Below are 12862 nucleotides of genomic sequence, written 5' to 3'. Positions count from 1 at the left end.
CTATGAGTTTCAATGAACTAAACAGTGTAGAAAACTACATTATAAATCAACTTACCGGTGTTAATCTAAATACTGCAGGCGTTTCTGAAGAAGCAGGGATGTACAATGGATTTTGGGAGTACAAGTCTGCCCAAGAATTACAACGTTCAGTAAATGAGGTTTTATTAAAAAAAGAATTAAAAGAAGCGCTTATCAGATTAAACCCAGAGATACAATCAAATCACGATTTGGCACATGAGGTTATTTATAAGCTTAGAGCCATATTATTATCGGTTCATCAAGTTGGTTTAGTAAGAGCAAACGAGGAGTTCTTCAAATGGATGCAAGGTCATAAAACCATGCCATTTGGAGAAAATAATAGACATGTACCAGTTCGTTTAATTGACTTTGAAGATTTAAAGAAGAATAGTTTTACAGCAACAACTCAATATCGTGTACACCATAGAGAAACAAAAATACCAGATGTAGTATTGTTTATTAATGGAATTCCTGTAGTCATTGGTGAGGCTAAAACACCAATTAGGCCATCTATAAGCTGGTTAGATGGTGCACATGAGGTACATGATGTTTATGAAAATGCTATATCTCAATTATTTGTACCTAATATTTTATCTTTTGCTACAGAAGGCAAAGAACTCTATTATGGTGGTGTGCGAACACCATTAGAGTTTTGGGCACCATGGCGCTTAGAAAATGACGACGATGAAATTGCCAAGAGATTAGGTTTAGGTAAAGTAGGTAAAGAGTTGTCAGATTTATTACATCCAAAGCGTTTGTTGGATATACTGCAAAACTTTTCGCTATTTACTACAAACAAAAAGAAACAACGGATTAAGGTTATACCGCGATTCCAACAATATGAAGGTGCCAATAAAATTGTAGAACGTGTAAAAGAAGGAAAGATTAAAAAAGGATTGATCTGGCATTTTCAAGGATCAGGTAAATCCTTATTAATGGTTTTTGCTGCTCAAAAATTAAGAAGAGAAAAAGATCTCAAAAGCCCCACAGTTATTGTGCTAGTAGATAGAACCGACTTAGACACTCAAATAACAGGAACCTTCAACGCAGCTGATATTTCTAATGTAGAAACCACAGATAATATCAAACAGCTGCAAAAACTACTAGAAAACGATACCAGAAAGATCATTATATCTATGATTCATAAGTTCAGGGATGCAAAACCTAATATGAACAGTAGAGATAATATCATTGTCTTAGTGGACGAAGCCCATAGAACACAAGAAGGTGATTTAGGACGTCAAATGCGTGCTGCTTTACCTAACGCATTTCTATTCGGATTAACAGGAACACCAGTTAACAAGGCAGATAAGAATACATTCTGGGCGTTTGGATCTGAAGAAGATGAAGGTGGTTATATGTCTCGTTACACTTTCCATGACTCGATTAGAGATAATGCTACGCTACCACTACATTTTGAACCACGGTTAGTAGATGTTCACGTAGATAAAGAAACAATAGATAAAGCTTTTGCAGAGTTTAAAGAAAGCGCTGCGCTTACAGATGAAGAAGCTGATGCATTAAATAAGAAGTCAGCAAAAATGTCAGCCTTCCTCAAGTCTCCAGAGCGAGTTGCTAAAATAGTAAAGGATATTGCTACTCACTTTAAAGATAAAGTCGCGCCTCATGGTTTTAAAGCGATGATTGTTACACCAGATCGTTATGCATGTGTTCAGTACAAAGAGGAATTAGATAAATACTTCCCAGAAGAAGCTAGTAAGGTGGTTATTTCAACATCAGCAAATGATGAGTTGGAGTTCAAACAGAAATGGGGAGTTGATAAAAGTCAGCAAGAAAAAATAGTAGAAGAGTTTAATGATGCACTATCTGATATTCAGTTTATAATCGTAACTGCAAAACTTCTAACTGGATTTGATGCACCTATTTTACAAACCATGTATTTAGATAAGTCTATCAAGGACCATACATTGCTCCAGGCTATTTGTAGAACTAATAGACTCTATCCTCAGAAATCATTTGGTCGTATTGTGGATTACTTTGGTGTATTCGATGATACTGCCAAAGCCTTACAATTTGATGAAGAAAGTGTTAAAACGGTTATCTCAAATTTATCCGAGCTACGTGATAAATTGCCCAAGGCTATGAAAGAGACCTTATCTCATTTTGAAGGCGTAGATAGAACTATACAAGGGTTTGAAGGTCTAGAAGCAGCTCAAAACGCTATTAATAACAATGATAAGAAAGACGCTTTCGCGAAAGATTATAAGTACCTGTCCAAACTATGGGAATCGCTATCCCCAGATAGTATCCTGAATCTTTTTCAGGAGGATTATAAGTGGTTATCACAAGTATTTGAATCCGTACGACCAGCTGCAGATAATATTGGGAAACTATTATGGTTTTCACTAGGAGCCGAGACTACTAGATTAATGCATGAGAATACCCATGTAGGTGAAGTACATCATCTAGAGGAATTTGTTCTAGACGCAGATGTAATTGAAAACATATTCAATAACCCAGATCCTAAAAATGCCAAGAAGCTAGAAAAAATATTAATTAAGCGTTTTAAAAAGCACGCAGGAGATCCTAAGTTTAAGTCTCTTAGTGAGCGTTTAGAGGCTTTAAGGGACAAAGCGGAGTTAGGATTAATAACATCTATAGAGTTTGTAAAAGAACTTTGCAAACTAGCAAAAGAAACTGTAGAAGCAGAAAAGGAGATACAAGAGTTTTTAGTCGAGAAAACTCCAAAAGCAGCACTTACAGAATTATTTATCGAATTAAAAAACGATCAAACTCCAGCAGTTGTAGAACGTATTGTTGAAGATATAGATGCTATTGTTCGCATAGTTCGTTTCCCTGGTTGGCAAAAAACCAGTTCAGGAGAACGCGAGGTTCAAAAATCATTACGTAAAGCTTTATTAAAGTATAAGCTACACAAGGATCAAACTTTGTTTGAACGTGCTTATGCTTATATCAAAGAATATTACTAAGACCACCACCAACCTTAACAAAACTTAAAACCATTTTGGTAGGTGGCTCGTATATATTTGAAACCAAATTAAAATTACCATGCGCAAACCTTACTACTTGATTCTTGCGGTGCTGTTACTATGCAGTCACGACTTGTATCTTAAAATGGAAACTTACTTTTTATCTACCGGCGATACAGCGACCTTACAGCTGTACAACGGGACTTTTGATAAAAGCGAAAACACCATAACTCGCGACCGCATGCTCGATGCGTCCTATACCGTTAACGGTACGAGAACCAGCATTACAGAAGATCAATGGACCGATATAGATACCACCATAACTCAGGTTTCATTTAATGCAACACAACCTGGAACTTATGTAGCTGGTGTATCAACTAAGGCTCGCAATATAGAATTAAGTGCTGAAAAGTTTAACAGCTACCTAGAGCACGATGGTGTGCTAGACATGCTAGAAAAACGCAAAACAGAACAAAAACTAGATCAAGATGCTGTTGAAAGCTATCAAAAACACGTAAAAGCGATTTATCAAGTAGGTGATACGCGTACTAACGATTGGCAAACCGTTTTAGGTTATCCTATCGAATTTGTTCCTATGCAAAATCCTTACGACACCTATTCTGGTGGTACTTTGGAAGTGCAATTATTATTAGATGGTAGACCGCTCACCAATCAATTAGTGTATGCTAACTATGTACCATCGGGTCATTCTCACGACGAAGCTGAACAAGAGCACACGCACGATGGTAGTACGCACAGCCACAATCATGAAAAAGAGCACAGCCACGATCATGACAAAGCTGCGCAAAATCACGAGCACGAGCACACGCACGATGGTAGCACGCACAGCCACAATCATGAAAAAGAGCACAGCCACGATCACGATAAAGCTGCGCAAAATCACGAGCATGAGCACACGCACGATGGTAGTACGCACAGTCATAAACATGAAAAAGAGCATAGCCACGATCAAAAAGTTCAACAGGAATCACACACACATACCAGCGGTCAACAACTAAAAACCGATGATATGGGAATGATGACGGTAGACTTACCAAAAGACGGTATCTACTACTTACGTACCATTCACATGAACGAAGTACAGGATAACGATTCACTTACTCATCAGTCTAAATGGGCAACACTTACCTTTGAAGTTACGCATGAACACGGTGCAGCCACGCACACACACGATCACGATCACGAGCATCATGACGAGGACGGCATTCCTACCTGGATTTTTATTCTGGGTAGTATTCTAGTTATAGGTCTTTTATTCTTCCTGTTCAAAAACAAGAATAACAATGCCTAAATCTATGAAGTACCTACTTGTGGTAGGGCTGTGTTTGGTACCCTTTTTAGGTTTTGCCCACGATGTCACTAGCGCCGATCAAGAATTGCTGCGCGGTGGTGGATTATGGGCTTACATTCAAGTAGGTGCCACACACATGTTAACCGGTTACGATCACCTGCTGTTTTTGGCAGGTGTGGTGTTTTACCTCAACAGTTTTAAGGACATTCTTAAATTCATCACGGTATTTACCATCGGTCATTGTATTACCTTAATCGGTGCCACCTATGCCGGTATCACGGCCAATGAGCATCTTGTTGATGCCGTAATCGCACTCAGCTTACTGTATAAAGGATTTGAAAACTTAGGTGGATTCAAAAAAATCGGAGTCAAATCGCCTAATTTGCTGCTCATGGTAGGACTTTTTGGCCTTATACACGGTTTTGGTCTGTCTACCAGATTACAATCTTTTGAAATGGGATCTGGTGATTTCCTCGCCAAAATTCTGTGCTTCAATCTAGGTGTTGAAATAGGACAAGTGCTCGCATTGATTCCAATAGTTTTTGTGATTACGCTTTCGCGAAAGCGTACCCATTTTCAAGCCTTTTATAAAGCAACAAATTGGTATTTAGTACTTGCTGGGATAGGTTTGTTTGTGTATCAAATTTACGGGTATATATCGGGTCATTGATCCACAGAAATAGAGCCTACCATCATGAACAACCTGGAAATCGCCTATACAGATGTGGAGAATTTTATTTACTGCCTAGAGGTAGTACCCGATGCCGATGTGGAGCAAAGTACTGAGGTGGTTTTAATCCTAGAGCATCTGGCTAAACAACAGCATATCACGAGTATTTACAAGGCATGCGATACGATTGAAGGTCTAGAGGAAAGCCTGAATCATTTGTTATACGACGATCATAATTTTAAAAATTATGAAATCATATATCTCGTACTACCTGGCGAGGCCAATTCTATTTTAATCAACGGTTATTACTACAGTATTGAAGAAATAGCCGAACTTTTTGAAGGGAAAATGGATGGAAAAGTAATTCATTTTGCCAATAAGAAACTACTGGATCTCACTGATGAAGAATCACAGTATTTTCTAGACGTTACGGGTGCACGAGCTGTATCGGGTTATGGAGTTTCCTCACCTAACACATCAAGTGCCTATACTATAGATAGGTTGTTTTTTAATTTGTTTTATGAGGACGATGATATTAAAGAGGTAGTAGAACACATGTTTAGAAAACAATATGCACTGTGTAAACTCTTAGATTTTAGATTGTATTACTAGGATCATTTGTCGTCATAAATGTAGCTTACCAGCTAGAACAAATCCAGTAGAATTCCGGAGTTAAACGAGGCCTGTTTGCAAGTCTCCGGGACTGATGTTGTAGAATTTTTTAAACTGACGGTTGAAGTAAGAACGGTTGTTGAAACCGCAAGCCATAAAAATTTCCTTGAGTGATAAATTGGTTTGGTCAATCATGCGACGCGCTGCTTGAATGCGTACTTTATTTATATATTGAGTAGGAGTAAGTCCTAATTCATTTTTAAAGGCCTTGTAAAAGTGTGATGTGCTCATACAAGCCTTTTTGCTTAGGTTTTCAATACTTAAATCGCCATCCAAATGAGATTTGATGTATTCAATGACATAAACAAATCGCTGTGAGCTGTTTTGTAACGCAGTATGTGGTGATTCGTATTGTTTGAATGAGGCGTGTTGCAACAGTCTTATTATAAGCTCCTGTAACATGTTGTTGATAAAGAAATCTTTGGAACTGTGATCCTCGGTAAACAAGAACATGAGTCGTTGTATGATATTAGTAACTTCCTCATCATGGGCAAAATGAAGATTGGCTGTGAGTGAGCTCCAGTCGCCGTGATCTACTTTAGGTTGATATTCATTTAGATATTGAACGACTTTGTGAATTTGAGCCGTTTCTAGCTCTAGCGCTAGGCAACGTGTAGGACGTTCTCGAGAAGCGATAGGAAAATCGATACACATCAATTCTTGCGGTGGCAATACCACACTCTCGCCAGGTAAAAAATCAAACGAAGGCATACCTTTTAAATACATATGTTTTTTACCGGCAATCATAGTTGCTAGTACTGTATTATCAAAGGTAAGATGCACTTGCTCGGTTACTTTTTGTGTTTCAAAAATATGCATGCTAGATCTAGCCGTAGTAAATGAGGTTTGATTTTCAATTAAGGTTTCCACCTTGCGATTCTTAAAATAGGAAGACGATAAATGCATGCTGTTTTGGCTAATAGTCTACTAATTTACTAATAGTAGTTGTTATTTATTGTCAAGTAACGAAAAAATAAGGATTAAAATTACCGATTTAACACAGGTTGATGGAATAGTTCACAAGCATGATAGTATTGTTCAATACTTCATCAATCTTACTTAATAGTTTTAGTCAATGATTTTCTAGTACGCTAGTAATCTTTCTATTAACTAAAAAACAACTATTATGAGTACCGTACAAACTACAGCGGCAACGCAACTGCAAAAACCAACCTTTAAAAGCCAATATGATAATTATATAGGAGGAAAATGGGTAGCACCTGTTCAAGGTAAATATTTTGACAGCATTTCCCCTGTTGATGGTTCTAGTTTTACCAAAGTAGCACGATCTACGCAAGAAGATGTGGATCTTGCACTGGATGCAGCCTGGGAAGCTGCTCCATCTTGGAACAAATCATCGGCTACCGAGCGTAGTAACATGCTTCTTAAAATTGCCGATGTGATCGAGGAAAATCTAGAAGCGCTAGCAAGAGCAGAAACTTGGGACAATGGTAAAGCCCTAAGAGAAACTCGTGCAGCAGATTTACCGCTAGCGGTAGATCACTTCAGATACTTTGCAGGAGTAATACGTGCAGAGGAAGGTTCAGTAAGTGAGCTAGATGCAACTACAATTTCCATGAATGTAAAGGAACCTCTAGGTGTAGTTGGACAAATTATTCCATGGAATTTCCCTTTACTTATGGCAACATGGAAACTTGCACCAGCACTAGCAGCAGGAAATTGTGTGGTGTTAAAACCAGCCGAACAAACGCCTGTAGGGATCATGATTCTTATGGAATTAATCGATGGTATATTACCTAATGGTGTTTTAAACGTGGTTAATGGCTTTGGGGTAGAGACAGGAAAACCTCTAGCTTCTAGTCCACGTATTAACAAAGTAGCATTTACGGGAGAAACATCTACAGGTCAGTTAATCATGCAGTATGCCTCTAAAAATATAATACCTGTTACTCTTGAATTGGGAGGAAAATCACCTAACATATTCTTTGCTAATGTTATGAATGAGGACGATGCTTTTTTTGATAAATGCTTAGAAGGAGCAGCTATGTTTGCCCTTAATCAAGGCGAAGTGTGTACTTGTCCATCTCGAATTTTGGTACAGGAAAGTATTTATGATGAATTTGTAGAACGACTTGTTGAACGTGTAAACGCCATAAAACTAGGTCATCCTTTAGATCCTAATACCATGATGGGCGCACAAGCAAGTGAGGAACAATACAATAAAATTTTAAATTACATAGATATAGGTAGGGAAGAAGGTTGTAAAGTTCTCACAGGTGGTAAAGCTGCCTATAATGAAGGATTAGAAGGTGGTTATTACATACAGCCTACTTTACTAGAAGGGAATAACAAAATGCGTGTTTTTCAGGAAGAAATTTTTGGTCCTGTAGCTTGTATTACCAAATTTAAAGACGAGGCCGAAGCTATAGAAATTGCAAATGATACCTTGTACGGTTTAGGAGCTGGAGTATGGACTAGAGACACACACCAAGCCTATCAAATTTCTAGAGCTGTTCAAGCAGGTCGTGTTTGGGTAAATTGTTATCATTTATATCCAGCTCATGCGCCTTTTGGTGGCTATAAAAAGTCAGGTATAGGACGCGAGAATCACAAAATGATGCTAGATCATTACAGACAGACAAAAAACATGCTCATAAGCCATGATAAAAATGCACTCGGATTTTTCTAGTAAAGAATCTCTTCAAGTAACTTTTACTCCTGATGCTATAGAACTCCTGAATCGTTTGAAGGTTCAGGGTTCTTTAGTAATACATGTAAGTGATGGATGTTGTGATGGCACTGTTCCTAATTGCTACTTACAGGATGAGTTTTATAGCGACAGTAATGATGTGGTTGTATACAACGAGCCACCTGTAAAGGTGCTTATTCCTAAAACTACGATAGATAGATTCAAGAATAATCTTGTAATCGATGTGCATGATAAAAATGTTGCTGGCTTTTCTCTTGAAGTGGCTCTAGACAAACGATTTTATATAAGGAGCGAATAGGGTATTGCCTTTACTTTAAAACCCGATTTATAATGAATAGTTTAGAATTAAAAAATGTCCTGAAACTTTTTGAAGTTTCAGGACATTTTTTTCTATCACGGTGCGATTATGCCTCTATCTCTTTTTGATGTTCTTCCATCATTTTGGAATCCTCGGCTTTTATTTGTTCGTGTTCTTTTTCTAACATTTCATGTTCTTTCTTCATCATTTGATGCTCTTCCATCATGTTCTCATGGTCTTTTTTCATGTCTTCCATGGTTACATTTCCTGATTTATGATCTTTTTCTAGAGTAGCATGACGTTCTAACAAATTACTGTGTTTGGCTAGTAGTTCATCGTGTTTAGAAAGAAGCATGCTGTGTTTTTGCTCAGTTATCATGTGCAAACTATCATTTTCAATTTGCTCGTGTTCAAGCATCATTTCAGAATGATCATCAGACATGGCATTATGTGCTTCCTTCATCATCATGTGAGATTCTTCCATTTCTTCGTGGGCTTCTACTAGGGCAAGGTGTTCGGCGCTTTCAGCTGGATTTTGTTTGCAAGATGATAAACTTATCATAACTACAAATAGAACAGCTAGGGATTGAATTAATTTCATGGTTCAGTTATTTATATAAATTTATCTAAGATACGATTTTGTTAGTTAGGTTTTTGTAGTAAGCTGAATTTTAGAATTTTGTATATTTCAATCAATCCTATCTTATAGCTTGCTATCCTATGTTAAGACTGCCAATTATTCTAACCTTATCCTTGTTCTGTAGCGCATTTTTGTGTGCACAACAACGTTTTTCTTTTGATTTTGGTAGTTCTAGTTTGTCTCGTGGAACTTATGGAGCCGTTAACAACGTTGCTAGATCTTTTAATGCAGGTACTATTGATGAAGTCTGGTTGTTAAACTCTGATGGTGTACAAACTGATATCATTCTTAAGGTGACAGACGATTTTAGGAGTGTTAATACCTCAGGAACTTCAAATCCCGATAGTTCGTTGAGTTATCAAAGTAGTCAATCTAGCGATAGCTTTTTTGGAAATACACAACCCTTTTTAAACAGTACTAATCCCACAGCAGCTTTTGTACTTAAGGGATTATCACCGTCCAAGTTTTATTCCTTTGAGATATTTGCTTCTAGAATGGGTGTTACAGATAATCGTGAAACGAGTTACCTTATATCTGGACAATCTTCCCAAACCGTTTACTTAAATCCATCCAATAACACTGATCAAACCATAGAATTATTAAACGTTCAACCAAATGCACAGGGCGAAATAAACATTCAATTAACTGCCGGACCTAATAATACAAGTTCAAGTGGATTCTTTTATATCAATGCGATGGAACTCATTGAACACGATACTACTTTATCGTCAGTAATTATCACTAATCAATTGGAGTTACTGTATCCTAAACAATTAGCAACATGGGAATCAGGCAAAACAGTAGAATTTAAATGGCGTAGTTCAGGTATTGCTACTGTAGATATTGAAGCTACTCAGGATAATGGTGCCAGTTGGTTCACAGTATCTACAGTTCCAGCAGTGACAGGTAGGTTTACTTATACCGTGCCGTCAAACACAGGGATTTATCAGTTTAGAATTTCTGGCAATGGATTAAGTGAGCAAAGCAATGACATAAGAATAATTCCTGATGATGGTGTATCCTACGATATATTCATTTTGGGTAGTAGTACGGCAGCAGGAACAGGTCCTTCACATGAAATCAACACTTGGGTGAATAAATACGAGAGGTATTTGTATGAATTAGATACAAGGTATCGAGTAGAAAATCTAGCTGTAGGTGGTCAGGTTACCTATAACTTATTACCATCTGGAAGTACCATTCCTACAGGTGTGAATGAGACTGTCAACAATAATGGTAATATTTCTGCTGCGATTAATTCCACCGCCGATGGTGTTATCATTAATTTACCCAGTAACGATGCGGCAAGATCTTATTCAGTAAACGATCAACTTGCCAATTATGCCATTATCATGGCAGAGGCTAGTTCTTATTGGATCCCAGTGTGGCAAACAACACCTCAACCTAGAGATTTCGGTAATAATACTTCAAAACTATCCATACAGCAAGGTATGCTTGCAGCTACCTGGCAACAGTATCCTAGCACTACTGTCGACTTTTGGTCAGGATTACCTGTACCTGGAGATAATGGTTTGCTCGACGAGTTTGATAGTGGTGATGGAGTTCATGTAAATAACGCCGCACATCAACTATTTTTTGAGAGAATGATACAGTCTGGGATACATACGGATATTAAAAATCGAGTTGACAATCTTCTTATCACCGATCATTCAGAAATTACTGAATTGAGTATTCATCCTAATCCAGTATACCACACGCTTCAAATAAATGGATTATCAGGACTCGAAACGTTTGAAATTATAGATTTACAAGGTAGAGTAGTGTCAACAGGAACGACCTCTGGATTCATTGATGTACAGTGGCTAAATACAGGTTGCTACATACTAGTTATTTCAGGGAAACAATACCGAGTAATAAGAGGTTGATAATGAGTTTTTTAAATGTTTTGTTTACGTTCTGAACAGTCATGAAAATTTAACTAAAACGGGTAAAAATTTAACTAAAAAAATAATGTGTGACGATGAAAACAGATGCACATTTACATCATAATTAAAGTCATAATACCATGGCAAACAAACCTAAGAAAGAAGCTAAAAACTTTGGTAAACAAGCTCCTGCAGCTAGCAAACCACAAGCTAAAACTTCTCGCAAGGCAGGCAAAAAGTAATCTTGAGCCTTGTTACAAGAACAGGACGTTCTTACAACAAATTAGTAACAATAAGTAGCCACCGTATGGTGGCTTTTTTTATGATTTAATACTGATCAAAAGTTGCAAATCCTTTAACGTTTCCACTGATTATTGTTCCCTGAAAAATTAAGCTGTTCTCTTCATTGCTAGAGTATCTAGTAGCTCTTATTTCTACATCATTTGATGTTCCGATTGCAATGGTTGTAGTACTTCCAGCACTGAGATTTCCCGATCCAGTGTTGCTCATAAAATTGCTATGCCAAGCATAACGTAAAGTAAACGTACTGGTGTTTCTAATGGTAAGTTCACCATTAGTTCCGTTATTTTCTATTTCTATCCATTCAATGTCAACTAACTTGTCTGTTGTGGTTCCAGGCATATACGTGTGAGTGTGTTTTGTGATGGCACGTCTATCCCAACTTGCGTTTCCTTGATTATCACCAGTAAGCACACTTTCAGGTCCTTGTGTACCGTCCGTGATTTTTACTGTACCATTAACATCTAGTTTTGCATCAGGGTTGGGCTGGTTAATCCCTACATCGCCATCTTCACGTATGATAACACGGTCTACCGTACTTAATGAGCCTGTTGGTGTGGTGGCAAGCACTATTTTACCTGCGCTACTTGATGTGCTTGAAGCACCATCACTCTTAAAATAAACCTCAGCAGCTGGTCTAAACGTATATGAAGTGGGATTAGTTAAAGATTGCCCACGTAATCCGCCAATACGTGTGTCATCCGTTAGTATTGCTGGAGAAGCTAGGGTACCTCTGGATCTTAAAAGGTCGATATCAAGGTCATCATCCGGTGAATCGATGAATCGCAGAAATAGCACATCTCTAGAGTTCTCAGTAGTAATATGTAATGCGCCTAATGGGTTTGTAGTTCCTATTCCTACTTGTCCCATAGTGTAGATGTTTTGAGTGTTTTGAGTGGCAGGATTAGTAGTGTTAGCTTCGTTCCAAGGTTCAATATTAGTATTAATAGGTGTCCATAAACCTGTTGCTGTACTCCAAAAATAAAATCCAGCGGTGTAGTCGATATCATCGCTTGTAGAAGTAGTTCCCAGATCGTCAGTCCAGTCACTATCCAGAAAGATCAATTGTCCATTTTCTAAACCATCTGTGGAAAGAGTTGTCACACGAGGAACTAAAACGCCGTCGGTTGCAGTATTTGCACCCATATGATTCGTTGCTCGTACGTCCAAAGTCGTTTGGGGCAAATTGGTATTTATCCCTACCTGTGCTGTAACTAGATAAGTTGACAACATTAATAAAATGGCTGTAATTTTTTGCTTCATAACGGGCAAAAATATTCGTACAGAATAATTTACCTTAAAAATCTTCCTTAAAATTTTTCAGTTGTTTGTTTACCGTAATTTTTTGTTTTTTAATCGAGACTGTACTGGGTTATTTTTAAGTTAATCGATTATTGATAACCAATTTACAGTCAGAATATTTAAGTGTGTTACTTCCTAAAAC

Annotated in this window: 10 protein-coding genes; 7 read left to right on the top strand and 3 right to left on the bottom strand. The window is 37.6% G+C overall.

The genetic code is table 11. The features are described 5' to 3' along the window. Positions 1-2 precede the first annotated feature (2 nt). The 4 genes from AAT17_RS02265 (at position 3) to AAT17_RS02250 (ending at position 5563) form a co-directional block, all read left to right on the top strand. Entirely contained in the window at positions 3-2969 is a 2967-nt protein-coding gene (locus AAT17_RS02265; protein WP_060522774.1) for a type I restriction endonuclease subunit R, read from the top strand. Positions 2970-3048: 79 nt separating this feature from the next. After that, positions 3049-4281: a DUF4198 domain-containing protein gene (locus tag AAT17_RS02260; RefSeq protein ID WP_082586881.1), complete on the top strand. Its 1233-nt coding sequence runs from the start codon at positions 3049-3051 to the stop codon at positions 4279-4281. A 4-nt stretch (positions 4282-4285) separates the two neighbouring features. Further along, positions 4286-4951: a HupE/UreJ family protein gene (locus tag AAT17_RS02255; RefSeq protein WP_082586990.1), complete on the top strand. Its 666-nt coding sequence runs from the start codon at positions 4286-4288 to the stop codon at positions 4949-4951. A gap of 24 nt (positions 4952-4975) precedes the next feature. After that, positions 4976-5563 carry a DUF6642 family protein gene (locus tag AAT17_RS02250; RefSeq protein WP_060522771.1) on the top strand — a complete coding sequence of 196 codons (588 nt, stop codon included), beginning with the start codon at positions 4976-4978 and terminating at the stop codon, positions 5561-5563. A 60-nt stretch (positions 5564-5623) separates the two neighbouring features. Here the strand turns inward: AAT17_RS02250 and AAT17_RS02245 are convergent, their stop codons facing one another. Beyond that, the gene (locus AAT17_RS02245; protein WP_042278513.1) at positions 5624-6529 is read right to left on the bottom strand and encodes an AraC family transcriptional regulator; all 906 of its coding nucleotides are present in this window, start codon (positions 6527-6529) and stop codon (positions 5624-5626) included. Positions 6530-6749: 220 nt separating this feature from the next. Between AAT17_RS02245 and AAT17_RS02240 the strand changes: the two genes are divergently transcribed. Both AAT17_RS02240 and AAT17_RS02235 read left to right on the top strand, forming a co-directional pair. Beyond that, positions 6750-8273 (top strand): aldehyde dehydrogenase family protein, encoded by a 1524-nt coding sequence (locus tag AAT17_RS02240; RefSeq protein ID WP_042278514.1) that lies wholly within the window; start codon positions 6750-6752, stop codon positions 8271-8273. Continuing rightward, on the top strand, positions 8245-8592 hold the full coding sequence (locus AAT17_RS02235; RefSeq protein WP_060522770.1) for a DUF779 domain-containing protein: 348 nt from the start codon (positions 8245-8247) through the stop codon (positions 8590-8592). The genes AAT17_RS02240 and AAT17_RS02235 overlap by 29 nt, the downstream gene beginning before the upstream one ends. Positions 8593-8698: 106 nt before the next feature. Here AAT17_RS02235 and AAT17_RS02230 read toward each other — a convergent pair whose 3' ends face one another. Continuing rightward, on the bottom strand, positions 8699-9193 hold the full coding sequence (locus AAT17_RS02230; RefSeq protein ID WP_060522769.1) for a hypothetical protein: 495 nt from the start codon (positions 9191-9193) through the stop codon (positions 8699-8701). A 119-nt stretch (positions 9194-9312) separates the two neighbouring features. Between AAT17_RS02230 and AAT17_RS02225 the strand changes: the two genes are divergently transcribed. Then, a complete protein-coding gene (locus AAT17_RS02225; protein WP_082586880.1) occupies positions 9313-11118 on the top strand; it encodes a GDSL-type esterase/lipase family protein in 1806 nt (601 codons plus the stop codon). 327 nt (positions 11119-11445) lie between these two features. Here AAT17_RS02225 and AAT17_RS02220 read toward each other — a convergent pair whose 3' ends face one another. Further along, complete coding sequence (locus AAT17_RS02220; RefSeq protein WP_060522767.1) at positions 11446-12681, bottom strand: hypothetical protein; 1236 nt, start codon at positions 12679-12681, stop codon at positions 11446-11448. Positions 12682-12862: the final 181 nt, after the last annotated feature.

It is taken from the genome of Nonlabens sp. MIC269, from assembly GCF_001430865.1.
Lineage (GTDB): Bacteria > Bacteroidota > Bacteroidia > Flavobacteriales > Flavobacteriaceae > Nonlabens > Nonlabens tegetincola.
This window is presented reverse-complemented; position numbering and strand designations above follow the sequence as displayed.

What these genes read in the sequence shown, in the direction of transcription:
- AAT17_RS02265 (WP_060522774.1), top strand. Translation starts at nt 3, where the DNA reads ATGAGTTTCAATGAACTAAACAGTGTAGAAAACTACATTATAAATCAA.
- AAT17_RS02250 (WP_060522771.1), top strand. Translation starts at nt 4,976, where the DNA reads ATGAACAACCTGGAAATCGCCTATACAGATGTGGAGAATTTTATTTAC.
- AAT17_RS02240 (WP_042278514.1), top strand. Translation starts at nt 6,750, where the DNA reads ATGAGTACCGTACAAACTACAGCGGCAACGCAACTGCAAAAACCAACC.
- AAT17_RS02255 (WP_082586990.1), top strand. Translation starts at nt 4,286, where the DNA reads ATGAAGTACCTACTTGTGGTAGGGCTGTGTTTGGTACCCTTTTTAGGT.
- AAT17_RS02245 (WP_042278513.1), bottom strand. Translation starts at nt 6,529, where the DNA reads ATGCATTTATCGTCTTCCTATTTTAAGAATCGCAAGGTGGAAACCTTA.
- AAT17_RS02260 (WP_082586881.1), top strand. Translation starts at nt 3,049, where the DNA reads ATGCGCAAACCTTACTACTTGATTCTTGCGGTGCTGTTACTATGCAGT.
- AAT17_RS02235 (WP_060522770.1), top strand. Translation starts at nt 8,245, where the DNA reads ATGATAAAAATGCACTCGGATTTTTCTAGTAAAGAATCTCTTCAAGTA.
- AAT17_RS02230 (WP_060522769.1), bottom strand. Translation starts at nt 9,193, where the DNA reads ATGAAATTAATTCAATCCCTAGCTGTTCTATTTGTAGTTATGATAAGT.
- AAT17_RS02220 (WP_060522767.1), bottom strand. Translation starts at nt 12,681, where the DNA reads ATGAAGCAAAAAATTACAGCCATTTTATTAATGTTGTCAACTTATCTA.
- AAT17_RS02225 (WP_082586880.1), top strand. Translation starts at nt 9,313, where the DNA reads ATGTTAAGACTGCCAATTATTCTAACCTTATCCTTGTTCTGTAGCGCA.